The organism is Campylobacter sp. RM15925, from assembly GCF_012978775.1.
GTDB classification, from domain to species: Bacteria; Campylobacterota; Campylobacteria; order Campylobacterales; family Campylobacteraceae; genus Campylobacter_A; species Campylobacter_A canis.
This window is the reverse complement of record NZ_LIWP01000002.1, coordinates 77,588-102,848: the sequence shown is the minus strand read 5'-3', so window position 1 is coordinate 102,848 and position 25,261 is coordinate 77,588. Positions and strand designations below refer to the sequence as shown.

Sequence of the window (25,261 nt, the reverse complement as noted above, 5' to 3'; positions counted from 1 at the left end):
AAAGCCGATCCGTTTTATGACGATTCAGATAGAATAAACACTACTAAAACCGAAAAAATAAATAAACTTTAAGGAGAAAAAATGAGGATTTTTGGACTTTTAAGCCTTTTGTTCGGGCTTGCTTTCGCTGCAGGAGGCGGCAGTAGCGAGCCTGTAGATCTTACTACGACTTGGATAGGTATAACTTGTCTTATCATCTTTGTCGTGGGGTATTTTTTTATCGCCGCTGAAGAAAATTTCCATATAAATAAAGCAAAGCCTGCTATGTTTATCGGAACGTTTATGTTTATACTTATCGGCTTTTATATGGTTTTAAACGGCATGGAGATAAGCTCGCTTAAAAACGAGGTCGATCACCTGATCCTTGAAATTTCGCAAATCGTGTTTTTCTTAATGGTTGCGATGACTTATATCGAGGCGCTCATCGAAAGAGACGTGTTTAACACGCTTAAATATAACCTCGTTTCAAAAGGCTATACTTACAAAAAACTCTTTTGGCTAACGGGTGTGCTAGCATTTTTCTTAAGCCCGGTAGCTGACAACCTAACTACCGCACTTATCCTTTCTACGGTTTTAATAACCATAGATAGACACAATACGAATTTCTTGGTCGCAGGAGCTATAAACATCGTCGTAGCGGCAAATGCAGGCGGTGCATGGAGTCCGTTTGGCGACATAACTACGCTTATGGCTTGGGCTGCAGGCAAGGCTCCGTTTATTGATTTCTTAGCACTTTTTCCTGCTTCTCTTATCGGTTGGATCGTTACTGCGGTACTGCTTGTGCGCGTAGTTCCTGAAGGAAGTCCTCACTTTGATCCCGCTACGGAGCCTAAAGTAACTATCAAAAAAGGCGGCAAGGTAGTAATCGGGCTTGGAATTTTCACAATTTTTTCTGCCGTAATGTCGCACCAACTTTTCCATTTGCCTGCTATGTGGGGCATGATATTTGGTCTTTCTTTGCTTAGTCTTTATACTTACTACTATAAAAGAATGTATAAAAACGAAGAGCCTATGCATGTATTTCACTACATGTCAAAGATAGAAAACGACACTCTTTACTTCTTTTTCGGTATTTTGGCGGCAGTCGGCGCGCTTCACTATTTAGGATTTTTAAATCACGCTGTTGCGCTTTATGATCAATTCGGACCTACGACTATGAATATAGCGGTTGGATTTTTATCGGCAATCGTTGATAACGTCCCTGTAATGTCTGCGGTGCTTAAGTCAAGCCCTGAAATGGGACTTGATCAGTGGTTGCTAGTAACTCTAACAGCGGGAATCGGCGGCTCTATGATCAGCTTTGGTTCTGCTGCGGGTGTTGGAGTAATGGGCAAGCTAAAAGGAATTTATACGTTTGGCGCTCACATGAAGCATGCTTGGACGATAGTGGTAGGCTATATCGTATCGCTTGTCGTTTGGTATGTGCAATTTGAAATTTTAGGATTATACTAATGACGCAATCAGATATTATAGTTTTGGATTTTGGCTCGCAATACACTCAGCTCATAGCTCGTCGCCTTCGCGAGCAGGGCGTTTATACTGAAATTTTGCCGTTTAACGCTAAGCTTGAGGATATAAAAGCCAAAAAGCCAAAAGGGATAATTTTAAGCGGCGGACCTGCAAGCGTTTATGCAAATGATGCGTATTTTTGCGATCAGGGCGTATTTAAAATGAAGCTTCCTATCTTGGGAATTTGCTACGGCATGCAGCTTATCGCTCACGTAAATAAAGCCGAAGTTGTGGCTGCAAATCAAAAAGAGTACGGAAAGGCCGAATTAAACGTAATCAAGCCTCATGATTTATTTAAGGATACGCCTGAAAAACAGATCGTGTGGATGAGTCATTCGGATATGGTCTTAAATTTACCAAACGGCTTTGAATCGCTTGCCGTAAGCGAAAATTCTCCTTATTGCGTATTTGGCGATGATAAACGTAAAATTTATGCGCTTCAGTTTCATCCGGAGGTGCAGCATAGCGAATTTGGAACGCAAATTTTAAAGAATTTCGCCAAATATATCTGCGGTTGCGAAAGCACTTGGAATATGGGAAGCTTTGCTAAAACGCAAATTGCGAAGATAAAAGAGCAAGTGGGCAATAAAAAAGTCCTATGCGCAGTAAGCGGAGGCGTGGATAGCTCCGTGGTTGCAGCACTTTTAGCTAACGCAATCCCTGAAAACGTCATACTTGTATTTGTCGATAACGGACTTTTAAGAACGGGCGAAAAAGAGCAGGTTGAGGCGACTTTTAGAACCAAGCTTGGCGTAGAGCTTGTGAGTATAGATGCTAGCAAGATTTTTCTTGAGAGGCTTGCAGGTATAACCGATCCTGAGAAAAAACGCAAGATAATCGGCGAAACATTCATAGAAATTTTTGAAAAAGAGGCTAAAAAGCACGATAACGTAAAATTCCTAGCTCAAGGCACGTTATATACAGACATCATAGAAAGCTCGGTCGTAGGATCAAGTAAGACGATAAAGAGCCATCATAACGTAGGTGGGCTACCTGACTGGATGAGCTTTGAGCTGATAGAGCCTTTAAAAGATATTTTTAAAGATGAGGTTCGCCAACTTGGGCTTGAGCTTGGTTTGTCTCGTGATCTTGTTTTCCGCCATCCGTTCCCAGGTCCGGGACTTGCGATACGTATCATGGGTGAGGTAAATTCTCCTAGTCTAGAGCTGCTTCGCAAAGCCGATGTGATACTTCGTGACGAACTTAAATCAACTGGCTGGTATAACAAAACTTGGCAAGCATTCTGCGTACTGCTAAACGTAAATTCAGTTGGCGTAATGGGCGATAATCGTACTTACGAAAATGCCGTTTGTATCCGCGTGGTGGATGCAAGCGACGGCATGACGGCAAGTTTTTCAAGACTTCCTTACGATCTACTTGAAAACGTTTCACGCCGTATCATCAATGAAGTTAGTGGTATAAACCGCGTAGTGTATGATATAAGCTCTAAACCGCCTGCAACGATTGAGTGGGAGTAGCCTAAGCACTAATTGAAACCATTGGTAATACTTATTATTCTAACGTTTCAGGTGGTTAACTGAAGTATTTTTGAAGTACTTTTTTATAAGAAAAAAAGTGGTAAGCCACTTTTAAGAGCAAATAATTAAGCCAACAGATTGTAAAATTCTGTTGGCTTTTTTCTATCTGTGTAAATGGTTTAAGGAATTACAATTTACCATGTTAAGAAATTCATTACGATGTTAATCATGATTTCTTTTTCCTGGGGTTTTGATTCCGCTATAAGAAGTGTTAGGGCAACTAAGGTGCTGTCTGATAGTATTTTCTTGTTGTTTTTATAGAGAATTCGGTTCATATCCAAGAAATATAAAAATGTTGTAGCTGCAATTCTTTTGCATCCATCTACAAAAGGATGATCTCTGATGATAAAGTAAAGAAGGTTTGCTGCTTTTTCTTCTATTGACGGATAAGCCTCTTCTCCAAAAGCACTTTGATAGATGGAGTCGATGATTCCCTTTAATAGACTTTTTCCTTTTTCTTTTCCAAATATTTCAGATGTTTCCGAATAGGACATTTTGGAGATTAGATTTCTGCGCTCTTCATAAGTGAGTTTATACACCTCATCGGAACTTATCTTCGGTTTGGTGATCATAGTCATCAAGCATTTCTAATGCGAGTGAATATTTCTTTACTACACCAAGAACCTTTTCGGCATCCAGATCAAGTACACCTGCTATGATATTCGACTGTATTTCTACTACTCTGTTCAGAGCAGCTAATCTTCTATCGTTTACTGCATACCCTTGTACAATATAATCTTTTAGAATTTTATTAGCCCAGCGTCTAAATTCAACTCCTCGTGCTGATTTTACTCTATATCCGACTGAGATAATCATGTCGAGATTGTAGTATTCGACAGACTTTTTTACTTCTCTGGCACCTTCCTTTTGAACTGTCGCAAATTTTGAGACAGTTGAACTATCCAATTCTTCTTTAAGTGCATTATTGATGTGTTTACCTATAGTTTTTATATCTCGTTCGAATAAAGCTGCCAGTTGGTTTCTATTTAGCCATACGGTTTCTTTATCCGGTGCTACTTCTACAGGAAGTTCTAATTCACCATTTTTATATATAATAATTTCATTGTGCATCCGTCTGATCCTCTTAATTGAGCAATTTATTTGCCTCTATGATAAATGACTCAATAATTCTTTCTTTGGACTCACTATCATTTGAGGTTGTAAAAAGAACTTGTATCTTGATTGCGACTACAAACGATGCGACATTCTTGGGAGATTTTTCGGAAGAGCGAAGATACTTGCCGGTAAAAGTGGATATGGACAAAATACAAATGCCGCTCATGTATGATCCTGAAAAATTTCCTGTATTGGAGACTATCACAATAGAAGAACATGAGGAAATGGTAAGGAGTGATTTCGAAGGAGCTATTGCGGAGGCCGTGTATCTTTACGAAAATAGACTGCACGATTTCTATTTGCCTAAAGAATTGAAAGATGATCTGAGCCTTGTCATTCAAACGCATAAAAGTGAAAACAGACATGTCCAAAACTTCCTGGACTTTATGGAATGGAAAATGACAAAATCCGATACTCCAAATCTACTTTGTTCAGCAGAGTTTGCAAGTAAGTATCCTGAAACGAATGAAAAAGTCTTTTCAGGACTGATGGCAAATGAGATGGAAAGAAAATGAATCTTAGAAGCAAATGTGAAAAGCAAAAAGGTGAGGATTGACGGAGTGGTTCTAGTCAGCAAGAAATTCTACAAAAGAACGATATCTAAAGACTTTATGGAAGTGGAAGAGTTGGAGATACCATTCTAAGAGTTTTGAAAAATTCCGCTACCGCTACTTTGCTACCGACTTCAAAGGTAGTGAGGTAGTGGTAGCGATAACTTTCAAACTTCTATAAAACGGAAATTGGGCAGAATGAGCGTTATCCCTCTTGGCTACGGGACACCCTTATTCTTCTGTGATAGTCATAAGAGAATAGAGCTTATTTTCACAAAAAGAGTATGTTCAGAGAGATAGCAAGCCTACTTTTTGACCACAGTCCAAAAAGTAGGCTTGTAAGCTGGGAATTCAGCTTAACCAATTTTACCCTCGCCTAATTATCTCAGCAACTCAAATATATTTTCGTTGGAGATAATTGGCTGGAGCAGACTCTAGGGAGAACCCTAAGACCCCGAAAAAGAAAGGAGCGATGAAATATGTCAAAGAGCGTTAATCGTAAAAACAATTGCACTGTTCATTTCATGGTGAATGAAGAAGATATGAATGAGCTAAATAGAAGATTTGGATTGACCAATTTTAAGAGTAAGAGAGAGTTTTACCGAGACAGTATTTTCAAGAACAGGATCATCAGCATTGATTTATCCGGTGAGTTTAGAAAAGAACTGAGGGAGCTTTCTTCTCTTGTCAGTCGCAATTCAGCGAACCTAAATCAGATAGCAAAGGTGGTAAACACCACAGGAATTATCTACAAAGATGATATAGAAGTCATCAAGAAAGCCTTGCAAAGTGAGCTTCAATTTTTATCTGAATTTCGAGAAAAAGTTTCGGATTATATCATCAACGAGGTGATCAGCTGATGGCGGTTACGAAGATACATCCAATCAAGACTACGTTGAAAAAAGCGATAGACTATATCTGCAATGGCGATAAAACCGATGATGAAATCTATGTTACTACCCATCTTTGCAGCAGAGAAAATGCTCACAAAGAGTTTGAACTTACAAAGAAACAATTTAACTCAAGAACCAAGACTTTAGCTCATCATCTGATCCAATCCTTCGTGCCGGAAGAAGTGAGCTTTGAAGAAGCACATCAAGTGGGAATTGAACTCTGCGAAAAGATTTTAGGTGGGAAATATGAATATGTTTTAGCCACTCATATCGACAAAGACCATATTCATAATCACATCATTTTTAATTCGATCGATGTGGATGAAGGTAAGGTGTATCATTCCTATTACGGTTCCTATATGAACATCAGAAATCAAAGCGACAAGCTATGTAAAGAGCATAATTTATCTGTAATTGACCAAGAAACAGAAAAAGAAATCAACGAGATTAAGCGAAGAAAGTTCGCGAATTGGTATGACTGGAATGAAGATAAAAAAGGTAAAAGTTATAAATCAAGACTTCAATTTGATATGGATAGAGTAATTCAAAAAGCAATAAACTGGGAGCATTTTCTTAAAATAATGGAACAATATGGATATGAAATTAAGTTTGGAAAGTATATTGCTTTCAAACAGAAAAATCAGCAGAGATTTACCAGAGCGAAAACCATAGGGGATAATTACACAGAAGAAAAAATCAAAGAAAGAATCCGAAATAAAGATAAAGAAATAGGAGAGTTTGTAGATAAAACCAAATATGGAAATCAGGATTGGGTAGTTCATACTAACATGCAAGTAGCATCCAAAATTCTATTAAAATAAGAGATAAAGGCTTTACCTCTATGGAAGCATTGGAAAAAGGAATTCAAAAAATATCATTTCAAAAAAATGAATTGAAACAAGAATTTGACAAACTTTCATGGGAACAAAAGAGGATAAAGGAAGTAGTTAAGCATATTCAAATCTGTATCAGCAAAAGAGAACATTATGAAGGCTATCGCAAAAATCCGAACGATAAAATTTATATGATGATGAACAGAAAAGATGTGGAAGCCTATCAGAAATCCTATGAGGAAATAGATATTTTCCTTAAGCAATTTCCACATTTGAAAGATACTGTATTAGAAGGATTGAAGAACAAATCCGGTAAAAATCTTTTAAGGAAATTAAACGAGCATTCTAAAGAATTGCAAGCTAAACAAGAGGAGATAATCAAGAAACATAATTCATTATCCGCACAATATGAAGATTTGGAACATCTGAAAGTTAATATGAATGATTATCTTGGTAGGGATAGAGTTGAAAAGGAAAAAGAATCAATTATTAAAACCCTCAATAGAGAAAAGGCTAGGGATAAGGTTACAACAAAAGAGACTGCAAGAAATAATAGAAAAAATTCAAAAGAAATTGATTTATAAAGTGAAATCATATTGAATGATATTTCTAAACGCTATAGCTTATGATATAATATATGACTTATAAATGTAGTATAAAAATTTTTAAGGAGAAGATTGATATGGAACTTTCTGAAATCATTAAGACCATTCGTTCAGAATTAAATTTATCTCAAGAAGGATTAGCCAGAGAACTACATGTCGGCTTCAGTTCAGTAAATCGGTGGGAGAACAATAAATCAAAACCTAATCAGATAGCAAGATATGCTTTGATAGAGCTTTGTAAAAAGAAAGATTTGGGGCAGGATTTGATTTCGTTATTAGAAGCGATGAATTAAGTTAGATGAAGGATGATGGGGTATGAAGAGCGAACAGCAAATAGAGAATGAATTTATCGAAAAATTGATAGATTTAAAATATGTTTACCGTGAGGACATTAGAGATAAATTTTCATTAGAAGAAAATTTCAGAAAGCATTTTGAAAGATTGAATCGTGTAAAATTAAGTGATTCTGAATTCATAAGATTACGTGACAGTATAATAAATCCAGATGTTTTTGAGAATGCAAAAAAGCTCAGAGAAATAAATACTTTTAAAAGAGATGATGATACGCCTTTGCAATATACTCTTGTGAATCTCAAAAACTGGTGCAAAAATGAATTTGAAGTAGTTAATCAGCTGCGTATTAATACAGAAAATAGTAACCATCGTTATGATGTTATTTTGCTTATTAATGGTATCCCAGTAGTTCAGATTGAATTAAAGACTTTACAAATCACACCTAAAAAAGCGATGGAACAAATAGTGAATTATAAAAATGATCCGGGAAATGGATATATAAATTCTCTACTTTGTTTTATTCAGCTTTTTATTGTTAGCAATGAAACGAATACCTATTATTTTGCCAATAATCGCAAGGAGCATTTTTCATTTAATGCAGATGAGAGATTCTTGCCTATTTATGAATTCGCAGATAAGGACAACAACAAAATAACCAACCTATATGAGTTTGCAAATTGTTTTTTGCCTAAGTGTACTATTGGAGAACTTATCAGTAGATATATGGTTCTAGTAGTGAGTGAGCAAAAATTATTGGTTATGCGACCATATCAGATTTATGCTGTGAAAGCCATTGTAGATTGTATTGAGCAAAATCGAGGCAATGGATATATTTGGCATACTACAGGTAGTGGCAAAACTCTTACATCATTTAAGACATCAACACTTTTGAAAGATAATCCAGATATTGAAAAGTGCTTGTTTGTTGTGGATAGAAAAGATTTGGATAGACAGACTCGTATAGAATTTAATAAGTTTCAAGAAGGATGTGTAGAAGAAAATACAAATACTGAAAGTTTAGTTAAGCGTCTCACATCTGATGATTATAAGGATAAAGTGATAGTTACTACCATTCAAAAACTTGGACTTGCACTTGATGATGATAGTAAGCGTAATCAAGAAAAAAGAAAAAGAGGCGAATTGACTTTTAAAGAAAGGCTACTAAAGCTTCAAGATAAGCGTATGGCGATTATTTTTGATGAATGCCATCGTTCACAATTTGGAGATAATCATGAAGCAATAAAGACTTTCTTCCCCAAAGCACAATTATTTGGTTTTACCGGCACACCAATTTTTGAAGAAAATTCAAATTATAAACAAGTTGATGGGACAATTGGTTCTTATAAAACAACAAAAGACGTCTTTGAAAAAGAACTCCATTCTTACACCATCACAAATGCGATTGATGATGGTAATGTTTTACGTTTTCACATTGATTATTTTAAGCCTGATGATACTCAAATTGCAGCAAAAGCAGATACGAAGATAAGCAAAAGGAAAATAGTAGAAGCTATTTTATCCAAGCATGATGCAGCAACATATAATAGACGTTATAATGCTATTTTTGCTACAGCAAGTATCAATGAAGCAATAGAATACTATGATTTATTTAAAGAGGTTCAAAAACAATATACAAGTACAGATGGGAATTTTATTCCACTGAACATTGCATGTGTTTTTTCACCGCCTGCTGAGGGAAATAAGGATGTGAAACAACTACAAGAGGATCTTGTGCAAGAAAAAGAAGATAATAAACATGAGCCAGACAAGAAAAAAGAGGCATTAAAACAAATTATAGATGATTATAAACAACAATATGGAACTAATCACAATATAAATGAATTAGATTTATATTATCAAGACATACAAAAACGTATAAAAGACCAACAATATACAAATGTGGATTATCCACATGAGAATAAAATAGATATTGTTATTGTTGTAGATATGCTTTTGACAGGTTTTGATTCCAAATATTTAAATACTTTATATGTAGATAAAAACTTGAAGCAACATGGATTAATTCAAGCTTTTTCAAGAACTAATCGTGTGCTTAATACCACTAAACCTTATGGCAATATTATTGATTTTAGAGGACATGAAGATGAAGTTGATGCAGCGATCAGACTGTTTTCAGGAAAAGAAAACAGTGAGAAAGTTAAAGAAATTTGGCTTGTGGATCCAGCTCCTATTATGATTAAAAAGTTGGAAAAAGCAGTGGATGAACTTGAGCAGTTTATGAATGCACAAGGACTTGAGTGTAAGCCTGAAGCAGTAAGTAACCTTAAAGGTGATACGGCTCGTGCCATGTTTATTGATAGATTTAAACAAATACAGAGGCTTAAAACCCAACTTGATCAGTACACAGATATAAAAGAGGAGCAAGTAGCTACTATTGAGGCGTTATTACCCGAAGATACAGTTCGAGCATTTAGAGGAGCATATTTGGATATTGCCGGAAGATTAAAAGATGAACAGGAAAAAGACAGTCATAATATGTCTCCGGAAGTAGAGCAATTGGACTTTGAATTTGTGTTATTTGCTTCAGCAGTTATTGATTATGATTATATTATGGCACTTATTTCAAGGTATACTCAATCTAATGTGCCAAAGAAAGAAAAAATGACGAAAAAAGAACTGATTGATTTGATTGCTTCTACTTCTAACCTTATGGATGAGCGAAAAGATATTGAAGAGTATATAGAAGAGCTTGACCAATTTATTAAATCTTCAGAAGAGAATAACGGCTTAAGTGAAAAGGAAGTAATGGAGGGATACCAGAAATTTAAATCTGAAAAATCTTCTAAGAAGCTGATTTCCATATCTGAAAAGTATGGGATTGAGTCTGGTTCTTTAGAGACTTTTGTAAATGGAATTATGGAAAGAATGATTTTTGATGGAGAAAAATTGATTGATTTACTTGAACCTCTGAATCTTAGTTGGAGAGAGCGAACACAAAAAGAATTGGAGCTTATGGATGAATTGGTTCCGTTATTAAAGAAAATGGCAGATGGACGAGAGATTGTGGGGTTAAAAGCGTATGAGTAAAAGAAAAATGACGAAGATTAGATATAGATTTCCTGAATTTCATCTTGATTGGAAAGAAGACGAGTTTAAAGGTATATTTGATTTTCATCAGACAAATACATTTTCAAGAAACCAAATGAATAATAGAAGAGAATTTACAAGAAATATTCATTATGGAGATATCTTGATAAAATATGGGAATATTTTAAGTGATTTACAAGAAGTGCCGTATATAAATAAAGATATTAGTTTATTAAAATTTAAAGAAGAGAGCTACTTACAAAATGGAGATATTATCATCGCTGATACAGCTGAAGATTTAACGGTAGGTAAAGCGATAGAGGTGCAGAACATTGATGGGAAAGTATTGTCGGGGTTACACACAATATTATGTAGACCCAAATTCAAGTTTGCTCCTAAATTTTTGGGATATAACCTAAATTCATCGAGTTATCGAAGGAACTTGATTCCTCTTGTGGTAGGGGTAAAGGTGTGTTCTATAAGCAAGACAAATATATCAAAAACATTAGTTATGTATCCAGATGATATTAATGAACAACAAAAAATCGCGGATTGTTTATCTTCTATTGATGACCTTATTTCTGCCGAAGAAAAGAAATTATCATTGCTAAATGATTATAAAAAAGGCTGGATGCAAAAGTTGTTCCCAACCGAAGGAAAAACAGTTCCCGAATGGAGATTTCCCGAGTTTAAGGATGATAACAATTGGAAATGTGTAGAAATTGATACAGTTGGAAAGGTAATTGCTGGTAAAACTCCACCTACATCAAATGATTCACTGTGGAACGGAAGTATACAATTTGTGACACCAACTGATATTGTTGGGGATAAGTATCAGAGACTAGTCCAAAGAACAGTCGTAAAAACGTCCAATATGAAAGTGCTGCCGAAAGGAACTATTATGTTTACCTGTATTGCGTCTATTGGGAAAATGGCTATTTCTGTATATCCTTCCGTTACTAATCAACAAATAAATTCGATAATTACAAAAAATGGTTATTATAATGAGTTTATTTATTATTCGCTGTTTCACAATGTCAATAAAATAAAGTCTGGTATATCGAATACCACAGTTCCTATAATAAATAAAACTGATTTTTCAAAAATTCAAATTTCTGTAACATTAAATGAAAAGGAACAACAAAAAATTGCAAATTTTTTATCTGGGACAGATGATCTAATAAGTACTCAAACAGATAGAATAGAAGCATTAAAACAACATAAAAAAGCATTGATGCAAGGCTTGTTTCCTGCTGTTGAGGAGGTTTGGAAATGAGTTTGAATATCCCAAAAAGCTTCACAAAAGAAGAGTTTCAAAAACTAACAAACAAAACCTTAGGAAATAAACCTCAGGATAATAATCCATTTCAACAATATAAAAAAATAATTACGGATAATTATAAAAAAGATAGAGGTTCTGGAAATTATATTTTGAAAGAAGGAATATCTAATGAAGCACTTGCAAATATAGATTTTATTTTTAAAAGAATTGGATATAAAGAATTTAATTCAATTAGAGAAATTGCTGAATATTTTAAAAGATTATCGGAAGAGAAAAAATACATTGTTTTATTTGCTTATAATGGAACAGGTAAAACACGACTTTCTGGTGAATTCAAGTCTTTAGGACAGCAATTGAATGAAGAAACTGGAGAAAAAACAGCAGATACACTCTATTACAATGCTTTTACAGAAGATTTGTTTTATTGGGATAATGATTTGGATAATGATACAGAGCGTGTGTTAAAGTTCAATAAGAGTTCTCGTTTTTTCAATGGATTAAAAGATCTTGATATGGATAACAGGATTCGCCCTCTTCTTCAGCGATATGCTGACTTTGATTTTAGTATAAATTATGATGATGCATCTATAAATTTTTATAGAGAAGAATCTACGCAAAGAATAGACAATATTAAGGTATCTCGGGGCGAAGAGAACATTTTTATTTGGTGCTTTTTCTTGGCTATTGTCCAATTGGTAATAGACAAAGCGGAGGCATATGAGTGGGTAAAATATATTTACGTAGATGATCCTATCTCTTCTTTGGATGATAATAATGCAATTGCCGTAGCTAGCCATTTGGCTGCACTTGTGAAAGGAGAAGGTGTAAAAGTTATTGTATCATCACATCACACATTGTTTTTTAATGTTTTATGTAATGAAATTAGCAGAGCTGAGCAGTTATTTTTGCAAAAAAGCAAAGACAACGCTACGTATATTTTAAAAGATACTACCAAAACGCCGTTTTTTCATCATGTTGCATTATTGAAAGAATTAAAAAAAGCGTCCGATACTGGAATATTATACACTTATCATTTCAATATATTGAGAAACATATTAGAAAAAACAGCGTCATTTCATGGTTATGCTCATTTTTCTTCATGCATTAGAAAAGGTGATGAAGAAAATGAGCCAGTATATACAAGGATAGTCAACCTTTTGAGTCATGGAAACTATTCTTTATTTGATCCTAAAGAAATGGTAGAGGAAAATAAAGAATATTTTAGAAACATCCTTAATAACTTTCTGGAAGACTATAATTTTAATCAGAGAATATTTGAGGAAACTCAAAATCAGGAGGAAGAGCAATGAATGATACACAACAAAAACAATTAGGATCAGCACTTTGGGGAATCGCTGATAAGCTCCGAGGAACTATGAATGCGGATGACTTTCGTGATTATATGTTGTCCTTTCTTTTTTTAAGATATCTTTCAGACAATTATGAAACTGCGGCAAATAAGGAGCTTAGCAAAGACTATACAGATTGTGAGAAAGAAATTGAAAACATAAAAAATAGTGGAAACATAGATAAGGTTATAGCCGAGTTAAAATTAAAGATAACGGATTATTTCAATACATTGCCTGTAAGTAAGCTGCCCGTAAAGGAAAATGAGACAAATAATGAAGTCATCAAAAGAGCAAGACAAACTCTTGTTGATGAATATACCAGTTTGCTTGAAAGTCAAAAGCTAACTCCTTTGAGTTTATGGTATATCAATAATTTAGATCAAGTATCTTTTTTTGAGAATCAGATGCGTAAAAAGGTTCATTTTGTTATTAAGCCACAGTACTTATGGAGTAATATTTATGAGTTATCTCGAACTCAAAATAATCAACTTTTGAAGACTTTGCAAGCTGGTTTTAAGTTTATTGAAAATGAATCGTTTGATAGTACATTCCATGGTTTATTTTCAGAGGTAAACCTTGATTCGGATAAACTCGGTAAAAATTATCAATTACGTAATGAAATACTTTGCTCAATAATAACAGAAATTGCTGAAAAACTTGCCGAGTTTACCAATGAAGTAGATTTGTTAGGCAATGCTTATGAGTATTTGATAGGGCAATTTGCAGCAGGTTCTGGTAAAAAAGCCGGAGAATTTTATACTCCACAGCAGATTTCTAATATTCTTTCCAGAATTGTTATATTGGATAGCCATAAACCGGAATTAGGAAAAAGAGACTTTATAAATAATCTTTTGGATTTCGCGTGTGGTTCGGGTTCTTTACTTATCAATGTAAAGAAACATCTTGAACCGAATAGTATTAGCCAAATATATGGACAAGAAAAAAATATAACAACATATAACCTTGCAAGAATGAACATGTTATTACACGGCTTTAAAGATTCAGAATTTACAATTTTTCATGGTGATTCTCTACTTAATGATTGGTCGTTTCTGAATGAAATGAATCCGGCAAAAAAGTTAGAGTGTGATGCTGTAGTGGCGAATCCTCCTTTTAGTTATCGATGGGAACCGAATGATACACTTGCTGAAGATTTTCGTTTTAAAAGCTACGGACTTGCACCAAAGTCAGCGGCTGATTTTGCGTTTTTACTGCACGGATTTCATTTTTTGAGCAATAATGGAACCATGGCAATCATCTTGCCTCATGGAGTATTGTTCCGAGGGGGAGCAGAAGAGAAAATTAGAACTAAACTTCTGAAAGATGGAAATATTGATGCGGTAATCGGATTGCCGGCTAATTTATTCTTTTCGACAGGAATACCGGTTTGCATTCTTGTATTGAAAAAATGCAAGAAACCTGATGATGTGTTATTTATCAATGCAAGTGAATATTACGAAAAAGGGAAAAGACAAAATGTTCTTTTACCTGAACATATAGACAAGATTGTTGAGACATATCAGTTCCGCAGAGAAGATGACAAGAGGTATTCACGTCGTGTATCTATGGAAGAAATTGAGAAGAATGGATACAACTTAAATATTTCTCGATATGTAAGCACAGCTCCTGAAGAAAAAATAATTGATATTGAAGAAGTGGCAAAAGAATTGAGGACAATAGAGGATGACATCAAAAAGGCAAAAGATGCTCATAATGTATTCTTGAAAGAGCTTGATCTTGAACAACTACCATAGGATTTATGTTTATAACAAGTGCAAAGATAAGGATGTGTATGTTATATGCCAAATTTAAAAGCAAAAGAATATAAAAAATTTGAAGATATTAAGTATATTAGAGAAGATGGAAGCGAATATTGGAGTGCAAGAGAGCTTGCCATCGTGCTTGACTATGTTCAGTGGAGAAATTTTCAAAAAGTAATTGATAGAGCAATGATTGTCTGTGAGAACAGTGGACATGAAGTAACATACGATTCTGTCGAGATCAACAAAATCATAGAAGAATGATTCATACACTAATCTTTTAAGGCAAACTGTTTTATAGATAGAAGTTTAGAAATATGAAGTACTTTTGAAGTATTTAGCTTAAAAAGTACTTATAAAAAAGATGAAAAAATATAATGGACACAAATAAAAGCTTTGCAAATACTCATTCTGTAATAGATAGTAGTATTTATATGAAGAGTGGGAGTAGTAAAATAAGCTTTTGATTCTTTCAAATCAATATTTTTATATTGTTTCTTCTTTTGCATCTTGAATATCGTTTGGATTTTGTATTTAATAGCCACTATAAATTCATTTATTTATAGTTAAGTCTAAATTATAAATACTAAAATAACAAGTCTATATTGACATTAAAATTTATTTAATAAATTTAAAAAAAGATAATCTATATCAAGATTATTTATCGTTCAGCCTGCTAAAATTCCTTTGTTGATTTGGTAGTTGATACAAATTTACAAAGGAAAATAATGAGTAAAATTTACAATATCAAAGACGAAATTTGCTTTGAAAGTGGCGGTATAGTAAGCCAAAGACTATTTTCAAATAAAAATTTAGAGCTTGATCTTTACGCGCTTGATGTGACTGAAGAGCTTGATAAGGAGAAGCGATTTGGTGACTCGTTAGTGTGGATTTTAGAAGGTGAAATTTCGCTATTTTGTGAAGATGAGAAATTTAGCCTTAAACAAAATGAAGCTTTTATTATAGAAAAAGAGACGTGGCGCAAGATCGTGAGTGAAGAAAAGACAAAGATGATTTTAATAGACTTTAAGGAGAATACAATGATAAACCACCTGCCAAAGGCTGAAATTTTCGCTCTTACGGATGCGATCGAGTATCAAGATGGCAAAGTCGTAAGTAAAACCCTTGTAAAAAACGAAAACGGCACGATGACGCTTATGAGTTTTCACGGAGAGCAGGAGCTTTCCACGCACGCTGCACCGGGCGACGCGCTACTAGTTGCGCTTGAAGGAGAGCTTGCGCTTACGATAGGCGATGAGAATTTTAATATCAAAGCGGGCGATAGTATCGTGATGCCGGGCAAGATCCCGCACGGGCTAAAGATAAAAGATAAATTTAAAATGCTTTTAATAGTAACAAGAGATAAATAAAATTTTTATATCAAGCCGGTTGCCACTCTTGTAAAATTTTGCTTTAAAGCTTTTATGATAAACTACTATCAAAAATTAAAGCAAATTTAAAGGAATGTGGTGATCGGCTTTGAGCGAGTTAGCAAGCTTTACGGCGATACTGAAGTAATTAAAAATTTCACTCTAAACATAAAAAAGGGCGAATTTTTTGTTCTTGCAGGATCAAGCGGTAGCGGCAAGACGACTACGCTAAAGATGATAAATCGCCTTATAGACCCGACATCAGGAAAGATTAGCATAGACGGCGCGGATATCACAAGCTATGATCTGCGCGAGCTTAGATTAAATATCGGCTATGTTTTGCAGCAAATAGCGCTCTTTCCGAATTTAAATGTTTGCGAAAATATCACCCTTATAGCCGAAATGAAAAAATACGGCAAAAAGCGGCGTGTGTCACTGGCTAAAGACTTGCTTCAAAGAGTAGGACTTGAGCCTGATACCTATCTGCACCGCTATCCCGCTGAGCTTTCTGGTGGAGAGCAGCAGCGAGTAGGCATCCTTAGAGCCATCATAACCGAACCTAAAATTTTGCTTATGGACGAGCCTTTTAGTGCGCTTGATCCTATCTCAAGAGCCGAACTTCAGGAGCTTATTAAGGAGCTTCATAAAGATCTTGGCATGACTGTCGTGTTTGTTACTCACGATATGAACGAAGCGCAAAATGTCGGAGAGAGAATTTGTGTGATGAATGGCGGGCAGATCGTGCAAGTGGGAACCGCAGGAGAGATTAAAGATATGCCCGCTAATGAGTTTGTGGCTAAATTTTTCCAGGCGACGCAAGCATGAGTGAGCTTTTTTCTACGCTTTATGAGAGGCAAGATGAGCTTGTGCGAGCTGCTCTTGAGCATTTGCAAATTTCGCTTTCTTCGCTTCTTTTGGCTATCTTTATAGCAATTCCTCTTGCGATTTTTATCTCAAATCACAAGCGTATAAGCGAGTTTGTTTTGCAGGTTGCAGGGATCTTTCAGACTATACCTTCGCTTGCTCTTTTGGGGCTTTTTATACCTATTTTTGGTATCGGTGCGATACCGGCCATAATAGCTCTTGTCATCTACGCACTCTTTCCTATCGTGCAAAATACTCTTACGGGTCTTCGCGAAATAGATCCTGCGCTAAAAGAAGCCGCCAGGGCGTTTGGCATGAGTAAATTTGAGCGCCTAAAGAAATTTGAGCTGGCTCTTGCTATGCCTGTTATCATCTCAGGTATTAGAACGGCTGCGGTTATGATCATAGGAACCGCTACTTTGGCAGCACTCATAGGAGCGGGCGGGCTTGGGACGTTTGTGCTTCTTGGTATTGACAGGAACGATACTTCGCTAATTCTGATAGGAGCGATCTCATCTGCGCTTTTAGCGATGGTTTTTAGTGCGGGCATTAAGTTTTTAGAGCGACAAAAGCTTAAGCTCGTTATAACCGCTCTTGCAACGCTTCTACTCGCTCTTGCGCTGTCTTTTGTGCCGAATATGAGTATGCAAAAGGATCGTATCGTGATAGCGGGCAAGCTTGGTGCCGAACCTGAAATTTTAATCAATTTATTTAAAGAACTCATAGAAAATGAGACTGATTTAAAGGTCGAGCTTAAAGCGAATTTTGGCAAGACAAGCTTTTTATACGAGGCGTTAAAGGCGGGAGATATTGACATCTATCCCGAATTTACGGGTACTATTTTATCAAGTCTTCTTAAAAATCCGCCCGCAAATTTGTCAAATGACGCAAGAGAGGTTTATGCGGCTGCAAAAGAGGGTTTGGCAAAACAGGATAACCTTGTTTTACTTGAGCCGCTTGGGTTTGAAAACACTTATGCGCTTGCGGTTTTGCGCAAATTTGCTCATGAAAACAATATCAAAAGCATATCTGATTTAAAGTCGGTTCAAGGCGGTCTAACTGCCGGATTTACTCTTGAATTTAACGACAGAGAAGATGGAAATTCGGGTCTTAAATCCCTTTACGGTTTAAATTTAAATGTTAAAACCGTTGAGCCTGCATTAAGGTACAAAGCTATATTAAGCGGAGAAGTTCAGGTGATAGATGCCTACTCGACCGATAGCGAGATAAGAGAATTTGATCTTGTAACGCTTAAGGACGATAAGAGACTTTTCCCGCCTTATGAAGCGGCCGCTTTGATGAGACAAGATACGCTTGATAAATATCCGCAGATAGGGCATGCTCTAGGTAAATTAAACGGCAAGATAAGTAGTGAGCAGATGAGCGATATGAACTATGCCGTGCGGGTTTTAAAGCGTAGCGCCAATGATGTCGCGCGAGAATATCTAGTTAAAAACGGACTTTTAAAATAAAAAGTATCTTTTAAATTTTAGTTTTAGTATAAAAATAATGGTATAATATCTACATACCAAACAATATAAGGCGCTCTATGAAAAATCCGTTTCCATTTGAAACCTTGGCTGACGGCTCGACATTTTACGGTAGGCAAAACGAGCTTGATAAAATTTATAAATTTGCTAAAAACTCTTCAAATTTGCTTATCTATTCAAAAAGACGCATGGGTAAAACCACGCTCATAAAGGAGTTTATGCGCCGTCATCAAGAGGAATTTGTCTGTATATATAGCGACATCTTTGATATGACTTGCGGAGAGGATTTTGTAAAAGAGCTACTTAAAAATGTCGCCAAATCACAAAAAGCGAATTTTCAAAGTACATTTAAGTTTATCCTTGCCAAACTCAAAAGAATAAGCTTTGAGATCACTCTTGATCCGCTTACTTACGAACTTTCGGCAAGCCCGATGATAAAAAACGCAAGCTTTGACGAGGCGATGGATGATCTGTTTAATATGCTTGATGAAATTTCAAAAGAGAAAAAAGTAGTTTTTATCATCGATGAATTTCAGCAAATAGCCGAGTTTAGCGAGCTTAGGATAGATGCGAAATTGCGTAAATTTATGCAGACCAGTAAAAATATCTCGTTTGTATTTCTTGGCTCAAAGCGCCATATATTAACTTCACTTTTTAGCCATAAAATGCCTCTTTTTGAGATGGCTACTCATTTTGAACTTGGCGCGTTAAAGCAAAATGAAATTTATAAATACGCTAAAAATTTCTTAAAAACAACCCAAGCTCAGATAAACGAGCTTGCGGGTATATGCAAATTTGATACGAAGCTTATACAAAATGTTTTGTATTTTATCTATGAAAATGAAAAAACAATTGATAAAAAAGCGGTTTTAAGCGCACTTGATACAGTGCTACAAAGCAAAGACGGCGCTTACAGACTTGTTTTTGATACATTTACAGGTAATCAAAAAAAAGCGCTTGAGATCATTGCTAAAGGTCAAAAAGAGTATTTTTCACTCGGCGTTTTGTCGCAATTTAACATAAGCAAAACGTCCTTGCAAGCGGCGCTTAAACAGCTTTTTGCTAAAGAGATAATAGATAAGCAAGATGGGGAATTTTTTATCCCCGATACGACATTTGGCTTTTGGCTTGAGAGAGTTTTTAAGCATAGATAAACTCTAAATTTGGAGATAAAATTGAAAAGATTTATAATAGATGATGAAAACATAGGTGTTGATAATATTTTTAAGATAATAGATCCCAAGAAAAAAGATAGGATTTATATAGTTACAAATGCAAGAAAAAAGATATCCATGCAGACTTTAAAAATTTTAAACTCTAAAAAAGTAAAGTTTAAAATTTTTATGATAAGCGATGCGGATAGAGATTTTGCCGATAAGATAATAGTATTTTTAATGGGAAAATTTTTTGATAAGAAGGGTAAAATTTGCGTAGTTAGCAATGATAAATTTTACGATAGCGTAATAGGATTTTTTAACGCTTTAAGAGCCGAAAAAAGGGGGAAATTTAAAAAAATAACTTTACAAAAAGATGTAAGTTTAAAAATAGACGAGAATAGAAGCAAAGAGGTTGAAAATATTTTGTTAAAATCTTCAAATCTTCAAGAGCTTCATATCATGCTAAAAAGCGCTTATGGAGAGGATGAGGGGCTGGTTATATATAAAACTTTTAAGCAAAAAGCAAGACAAATTTATGCCTCCAAAATGCTTGCTTCGCCTAAAATAAAAACTCTGCCTAAGGAGCCTAAAAATAGCTCAAATTTGGATGATGAAACTAAACAAGATCAATTAAGCCCAATAAAAAATCCCGACACAAACAATCTTTTATCTAAAAATTCTCAGGAGATAAAGAAGATAGCAAGAGAAAGCAAGAACGCTTTGGAGTTTCATAACGCACTTATAAAAAAATACGGTAGCGGCGATGGAGTTACGATATATACGATTTTAAAAGATAGAGCAAAAGCCTATTTTCAAAAGAGAGGAAGTCTAAAATGATCTATCTAGTCGGTTCAAATTTGGATTATGAGGGTGCAAAGACGCTTAGGTTAAATGAGATCAAATTTAGTGAATTTGAAGTTGATTTAAGCGAATTTGAGGCACTTGTTATAACCTCTAAAAACTCTATAAAAGCATTAGAATTTAATAAAATCAAAATCGATAAAAATTTGCAAATTTACGCCATAGGCGACGCAAGTGCAAACGCGGCAAAACAGATAGGATTTGATAGAATTTATATCGGACAAAACTCGCACGGCAAAGAGTTTGCAAGCGAAATTTTACCGCTTTTAAAAGATAAAAAAACGCTTTATCTAAGAGCTAAAAAAACGGTTTCAAATTTAGGCGGGATTTTAGAAGCTGCAGGCGTTAATATCACTCAGATAGTAGCTTACGAAAATGTCTGCTTGAAGGCGGAAATAGGGCTAAAGCCTGAACCAAAAAGCGTGATCATATTTACCGCTCCTTCGGCGGTTAAGAATTTTATTTCAAATTTTGGCTGGGATGATAGCTATAAGGCCGTTAGTATAGGACAAACGACAAGCAAAGAGCTGGATAAATTTACAACTGCTACCACAAGTGAAATTCAAAGCGTAGAGTCTTGTATAAGGCTTGCTAAAACATTACTTTAAGCAAAATCACTATATAATTTACTTGCCTGAGTGATTTGGCAGCGTATTTTTTTGGGTCCAACACATTAGTATGGGCGAAGATGTGCGATATCTGTGTGATGTGGCTTTGCCTGAACGCTTACAAGCGCGAGAAGTTGCAACCTAAGGGATGTTGCCTATTTGCAAGGTTGGCTTTAATTTAGGGCCGCTTACTTACGCACCGCTCGCTCGGGTGTTTTAAATTTACGGAGACGGCATGGATATACTAATAGTCGGCAGCGGCGGGCGCGAATACGCCATAGGCTTAAAGCTTAAAAGCGAAAAAAACGTCGGTAAAATCTACTTTGCTCCGGGCAATGGAGCCACTTCAAAACTTGGCGAAAATATCAAATATAAAAATTATGAAGAGCTTGCAAAATTTGCTAAAGACAAAGGTATAAATTTAACTATCGTAGGTCCTGAAGCGCCGCTTAGCGAAGGGATAGTGGATATCTTTAAGGCAAATGACTTAACTGTCTTTGGACCAAGTAAGAGTGCTGCTAGGCTTGAGGGCTCAAAGGCTTTTATGAAAGATTTTCTTGCAAGACACGCTATAAAAACGGCTAAATATCTAAATACCGATGACGTAAATAAAGCAAATGAATTTATAAAATCCTTAAAAACACCGATCGTGGTAAAGGCGGACGGACTATGTGCAGGCAAGGGCGTAATAATAGCAAAAACTCATGAAGAGGCCTTTGAAGCTGCTAAAGAGATGCTAAACGGCGAAAGCTTTGGCGAGGCCGGCAAAAGAGTAGTTGTAGAAGAGTTTTTGGACGGATTTGAGCTTAGTTTTTTTGCTCTATGCGATGGCGAAAATTTCGTAAGCTTGCCGGTAGCTCAAGATCACAAAAGACTGCTTGATAATGACGAGGGTCCAAACACGGGCGGTATGGGGGCGTATGCACCAAGTCCGCTAGCTACGAAAGAGCTTATAAAACAAGTTGAAGAAGAAGTAGTAAAGCCTACTTTAAGGGGTATGAAAGCTGAGGGAAATGAGTTTTGCGGAGTACTCTTTGTAGGACTCATGGTGGTTGAAAACGAGCCTTATGTGCTTGAATTTAACGTTCGTTTCGGTGATCCCGAGTGTGAGGTTTTGATGCCTTTGATTGAATCTGATCTGAGTGAAATTTTATATAAGGCAGCAAGCGGAAGGCTTAGCGAAATAGACGTTAAGATAAAGGATGAATTTGCTGTCGGAGTCGTAGTTGCTAGCAAAAACTATCCTTATAAAAACAGCCCTAAAGCCAAAATAAGCGTAGAAAATGTTCCCCAAGGCTCTCATATAGCCTATGCGGGAGTTAGCGAAGAAAGCGGTGAAATTTACGCTGACGGCGGTAGAGTGCTAGTATGCGTAGCAAGCGCAAAAAATGTAAAAGAGGCTAGAGATAGGGCTTATAAACTCTGCGAAAATGTAAAATTTGACGGTATGCGGTACCGCAAAGATATCGCTTGGCAGGCTCTTAGATGAGCGAAAATATCCTAGATAAGCTTGACAGAGAAGGTATTCGCCTAGCTTCTACCAAAAAGCGCGCTATGTCTTATCTGATAGACGAGCTTTTGATATCTGTTTTGTTTACCGTGATTTACTGGGGCAAATTTGCAGAGACGAGCAGCTATGAAGAAGTGATGAATATAACTTACTCTTTGATTCCTCAAGTTGTGATGCTAAAGGTTTTGTATCAAGCGTTTTTTATCTGGTATTACGGCGCAACTCTTGGCAAAATCGCCATGAAGATAGTTTGTGTAGATTTAGCACTTTTAGATAAGCCCAATTTAACTGCTTCCATCATAAGAAGTATCGTTAGGATCATTAGCGAAAACTGCTTTTTCCTTGGCTTTGCTTGGGCTTTTGGAAACCAAACTCTTCAAACGTGGCATGATTTGACCGCAAAGACAGTGGTGATCGATGTTTATTAGAATATTTTTTATATTTATTTTTTCCGTTTCAGCCCTTTTAAGCGCTCAGGATTTTGAGCTTTTAGCCGATGACGTAAATCGTCAAGGAGATATCGTAACAGCTGAAAAAAACGTACTTGTTTATTCTTCAGAGTATCTGATAAGCGCGGACAAGGCTGTTTATGATCAGCAAAAACGTATCTTAGAGCTATTTGGCAACGTAAATGTAATGCGTGGAGAGGATGAAGTATCTCGCTGCGGGTATGCTAAAATCGATCTAAATAGCAAGAATAGCAGCTACGAAGCGCTATTTATGATGAATCGCGATATGGAAGTTTGGATGCAAAGCGATGAGAGCGAGAGTAATGAAAAATACTACAAAACAAACGGCTCTATCGTATCAAGTTGTAATGTCCAGGATCCTGACTGGAGTATCAAATTTAGTAGCGGAAAGCTAAATAAGCAAAGTAAGTTTTTGCACCTTTATAATCCGGTTTTTTATCTAGGTAAAGTTCCTGTTTTTTATCTGCCTTATTTTGGATTTTCAACCGATACTAGACGCAGAACGGGACTGCTTCCTCCTGAATTTGGCTACGGTAAAAGCGATGGATTTTTTTACAGGCAGCCGATTTATATAGCCGAATATAACTCATGGGACATAGAGCTAAATCCGCAGATTAGAACGATGCGCGGTAATGGAATTTATTCTAAATTTAGATTTGTTGATTCGCCTTATTCTAAAGGCTTTATTGCTATGGGTAAATTCTGGGATAAAGCAAGCTATAAAGAAAGGCAGATTGCCAAAAACTCAAACAGACTTCCTTTAAAAAACAAAACTCACGAAGGCATAGAGGTAAGGTATGAGCGAGATCGTTTGGTAAAGCATCTTATAGACGAGAATTTGCAAGAAGGATTGTGGCTTGACGCTACTAAATTAAACGATATAGATTATATAAATTTAAAGAGTAGAAGCGGGGGTAATAATGATGAAAATTCACTTGTTACTTCTAAATTTAACTACTTTATAAGTAGCGATGAGCACTATTTCGGAGCTTATGCAAGGTATTATATAGATACTGCAAAGGTGGGTAGCCTAAACGAAAACAAAGACACATTGCAGGAGTATCCTAGCTTTCAGTATCACAAATACGTAGATTCTATCTTTTTGCCGAATTTGCTATACTCTGTTGATTTGCATTCGCACAATTACACTAGAAAGATAGGCGTTAAGGCTACTCAATACGAGTTTAAGCTTCCTTTGTCTTTGCATATTCCTCTTGTAGACGAATATCTGAATTTCTCCTACTATCATGATTTTTATGCTACTTTGGTTAATTATTCAAACAAAATTTATAGACCGACAGGCGATGAGGATAAGAGTGCAAGTTATATGGAAAATGCACATAAATTCTCGCTTCATACTGATTTGGCTAAAGCTTATGAGAGCTTTTATCATAGCTTGAATTTGGGGATTGATTATGTATTTAGAGGATATCATGACGGTAGTTTGCCTGATGATTATGAAGTTACTCAAAACGATGAAGATATCTATGTCTATGATGCGCTTGGTCGCAAATATCAAAATTTCATAGGTTCTCAATACACTGAAGACGAAGTTGCCGGCAGACTAACACAGTATTTTTTCACTGGCGAGGGCAGAAAGTATCTAAGACACACAATTTCTCAAGGATACTATACGCAAAAGAGCGAGTATTCGAATTTAAAAAATATAATAGCCGTTTTTCCTTTTACGAATTTATCTCTTTATAATAAGCTTGAGTATTCTCACAAATACAAAAAATTAGAAAAAATACAATCAGGCATTAACTATTCAAACGAGTATTTCGGCTCAAATTTATGGCATACATTTGAGCGTAAAAACTTAGAAGATAAGCAAAATTTTATTTACGGCTCGGGTTTTATAAATTTGCCTCGTCAGTATAGATTGCTTGGCGGACTTCAGTATGATATACAAAGAGAGTATACTAAACACTGGCACTTAGGAATAGGGCATAAAAGAAAGTGCTGGAATTATTCTATAGTTTACGAAGAAGACATTGAGCCTATCACTACAACAAGCGGTTCGGCATCCAAGAAGTCAAAAGGCGTTTATTTTACGATAAATTTCTACCCTATGGGTGGTATTAATTACGATTTTTCGTTAGACAGCATTACCGGTGATAGCTCAAAGGAGCAAAATAGATGAGTTATATAGA

Annotated in this window: 23 protein-coding genes; 21 read left to right on the top strand and 2 right to left on the bottom strand. The window is 35.8% G+C overall.

Annotated elements, in window-relative coordinates:
* Positions 1–81 precede the first annotated feature (81 nt).
* A complete protein-coding gene (nhaD, locus tag CDOM15925_RS01835; RefSeq protein ID WP_169940500.1) occupies positions 82–1,452 on the top strand; it encodes a sodium:proton antiporter NhaD in 1,371 nt (456 codons plus the stop codon).
* The gene (gene guaA / locus CDOM15925_RS01830) at positions 1,452–2,987 is read left to right on the top strand and encodes a glutamine-hydrolyzing GMP synthase (protein ID WP_169940498.1); all 1,536 of its coding nucleotides are present in this window, start codon (positions 1,452–1,454) and stop codon (positions 2,985–2,987) included. The genes nhaD and guaA overlap by 1 nt, the downstream gene beginning before the upstream one ends.
* Before the next feature lie 194 nt (positions 2,988–3,181).
* On the opposite strand, the gene CDOM15925_RS09965 is transcribed toward guaA, so the two are convergent.
* Positions 3,182–3,541 carry a type II toxin-antitoxin system death-on-curing family toxin gene (locus tag CDOM15925_RS09965; protein ID WP_211436641.1) on the bottom strand — a complete coding sequence of 120 codons (360 nt, stop codon included), beginning with the start codon at positions 3,539–3,541 and terminating at the stop codon, positions 3,182–3,184.
* A 46-nt stretch (positions 3,542–3,587) separates the two neighbouring features.
* Positions 3,588–4,118 (bottom strand): virulence RhuM family protein, encoded by a 531-nt coding sequence (locus tag CDOM15925_RS09960; protein ID WP_211436640.1) that lies wholly within the window; start codon positions 4,116–4,118, stop codon positions 3,588–3,590.
* A 38-nt stretch (positions 4,119–4,156) separates the two neighbouring features.
* Here CDOM15925_RS09960 and CDOM15925_RS01820 point away from each other — a divergent pair, with 38 nt between their 5' ends.
* The 19 genes from CDOM15925_RS01820 (at position 4,157) to CDOM15925_RS01735 (ending at position 25,251) form a co-directional block, all read left to right on the top strand.
* Positions 4,157–4,678, top strand: coding sequence for a VapE domain-containing protein (locus CDOM15925_RS01820; protein ID WP_283956666.1), 522 nt, complete (start codon positions 4,157–4,159; stop codon positions 4,676–4,678).
* Positions 4,679–5,193: 515 nt separating this feature from the next.
* Positions 5,194–5,574, top strand: coding sequence for a plasmid mobilization relaxosome protein MobC (locus CDOM15925_RS01815; RefSeq protein ID WP_169940496.1), 381 nt, complete (start codon positions 5,194–5,196; stop codon positions 5,572–5,574).
* A 35-nt stretch (positions 5,575–5,609) separates the two neighbouring features.
* Positions 5,610–6,428 (top strand): relaxase/mobilization nuclease domain-containing protein, encoded by an 819-nt coding sequence (locus CDOM15925_RS09955; protein WP_249934664.1) that lies wholly within the window; start codon positions 5,610–5,612, stop codon positions 6,426–6,428.
* Positions 6,429–6,448: 20 nt separating this feature from the next.
* On the top strand, positions 6,449–7,024 hold the full coding sequence (locus CDOM15925_RS09950; RefSeq protein WP_211436637.1) for a hypothetical protein: 576 nt from the start codon (positions 6,449–6,451) through the stop codon (positions 7,022–7,024).
* A gap of 98 nt (positions 7,025–7,122) precedes the next feature.
* Positions 7,123–7,338 (top strand): helix-turn-helix domain-containing protein, encoded by a 216-nt coding sequence (locus CDOM15925_RS01805; protein WP_102905357.1) that lies wholly within the window; start codon positions 7,123–7,125, stop codon positions 7,336–7,338.
* 22 nt (positions 7,339–7,360) lie between these two features.
* Positions 7,361–10,387: a type I restriction endonuclease subunit R gene (locus CDOM15925_RS01800; protein ID WP_169940494.1), complete on the top strand. Its 3,027-nt coding sequence runs from the start codon at positions 7,361–7,363 to the stop codon at positions 10,385–10,387.
* On the top strand, positions 10,380–11,663 hold the full coding sequence (locus CDOM15925_RS01795) for a restriction endonuclease subunit S (RefSeq protein WP_169940492.1): 1,284 nt from the start codon (positions 10,380–10,382) through the stop codon (positions 11,661–11,663). The genes CDOM15925_RS01800 and CDOM15925_RS01795 overlap by 8 nt, the downstream gene beginning before the upstream one ends.
* Complete coding sequence (locus CDOM15925_RS01790) at positions 11,660–12,979, top strand: AAA family ATPase (RefSeq protein ID WP_169940490.1); 1,320 nt, start codon at positions 11,660–11,662, stop codon at positions 12,977–12,979. Before CDOM15925_RS01795 ends, CDOM15925_RS01790 begins: the two co-directional genes overlap by 4 nt.
* Complete coding sequence (locus tag CDOM15925_RS01785) at positions 12,976–14,772, top strand: type I restriction-modification system subunit M (RefSeq protein WP_169940487.1); 1,797 nt, start codon at positions 12,976–12,978, stop codon at positions 14,770–14,772. Before CDOM15925_RS01790 ends, CDOM15925_RS01785 begins: the two co-directional genes overlap by 4 nt.
* A gap of 45 nt (positions 14,773–14,817) precedes the next feature.
* The gene (locus CDOM15925_RS01780) at positions 14,818–15,042 is read left to right on the top strand and encodes a BRO family protein (protein WP_211436636.1); all 225 of its coding nucleotides are present in this window, start codon (positions 14,818–14,820) and stop codon (positions 15,040–15,042) included.
* 464 nt (positions 15,043–15,506) lie between these two features.
* Positions 15,507–16,148 carry a cupin domain-containing protein gene (locus tag CDOM15925_RS01775; RefSeq protein ID WP_169940485.1) on the top strand — a complete coding sequence of 214 codons (642 nt, stop codon included), beginning with the start codon at positions 15,507–15,509 and terminating at the stop codon, positions 16,146–16,148.
* A gap of 99 nt (positions 16,149–16,247) precedes the next feature.
* Complete coding sequence (locus CDOM15925_RS01770; RefSeq protein ID WP_169940483.1) at positions 16,248–16,973, top strand: ABC transporter ATP-binding protein; 726 nt, start codon at positions 16,248–16,250, stop codon at positions 16,971–16,973.
* Positions 16,970–18,484, top strand: a complete 1,515-nt coding sequence (locus tag CDOM15925_RS01765) for an ABC transporter permease/substrate-binding protein (RefSeq protein ID WP_169940481.1) — start codon at positions 16,970–16,972, stop codon at positions 18,482–18,484. Before CDOM15925_RS01770 ends, CDOM15925_RS01765 begins: the two co-directional genes overlap by 4 nt.
* Positions 18,485–18,561: 77 nt before the next feature.
* Entirely contained in the window at positions 18,562–19,656 is a 1,095-nt protein-coding gene (locus tag CDOM15925_RS01760; protein ID WP_169940479.1) for an AAA family ATPase, read from the top strand.
* Between the two features lie 21 nt (positions 19,657–19,677).
* The gene (locus CDOM15925_RS01755; protein ID WP_169940477.1) at positions 19,678–20,496 is read left to right on the top strand and encodes a PIN domain-containing protein; all 819 of its coding nucleotides are present in this window, start codon (positions 19,678–19,680) and stop codon (positions 20,494–20,496) included.
* Positions 20,493–21,128, top strand: a complete 636-nt coding sequence (locus CDOM15925_RS01750; RefSeq protein ID WP_169940475.1) for a uroporphyrinogen-III synthase — start codon at positions 20,493–20,495, stop codon at positions 21,126–21,128. The genes CDOM15925_RS01755 and CDOM15925_RS01750 overlap by 4 nt, the downstream gene beginning before the upstream one ends.
* Positions 21,129–21,363: 235 nt before the next feature.
* Positions 21,364–22,617 carry a phosphoribosylamine--glycine ligase gene (purD, locus tag CDOM15925_RS01745; RefSeq protein ID WP_169940473.1) on the top strand — a complete coding sequence of 418 codons (1,254 nt, stop codon included), beginning with the start codon at positions 21,364–21,366 and terminating at the stop codon, positions 22,615–22,617.
* Entirely contained in the window at positions 22,614–23,066 is a 453-nt protein-coding gene (locus tag CDOM15925_RS01740; protein WP_169940471.1) for an RDD family protein, read from the top strand. The genes purD and CDOM15925_RS01740 overlap by 4 nt, the downstream gene beginning before the upstream one ends.
* The gene (locus tag CDOM15925_RS01735) at positions 23,056–25,251 is read left to right on the top strand and encodes an LPS-assembly protein LptD (protein WP_169940469.1); all 2,196 of its coding nucleotides are present in this window, start codon (positions 23,056–23,058) and stop codon (positions 25,249–25,251) included. The genes CDOM15925_RS01740 and CDOM15925_RS01735 overlap by 11 nt, the downstream gene beginning before the upstream one ends.
* Positions 25,252–25,261 lie beyond the last annotated feature (10 nt).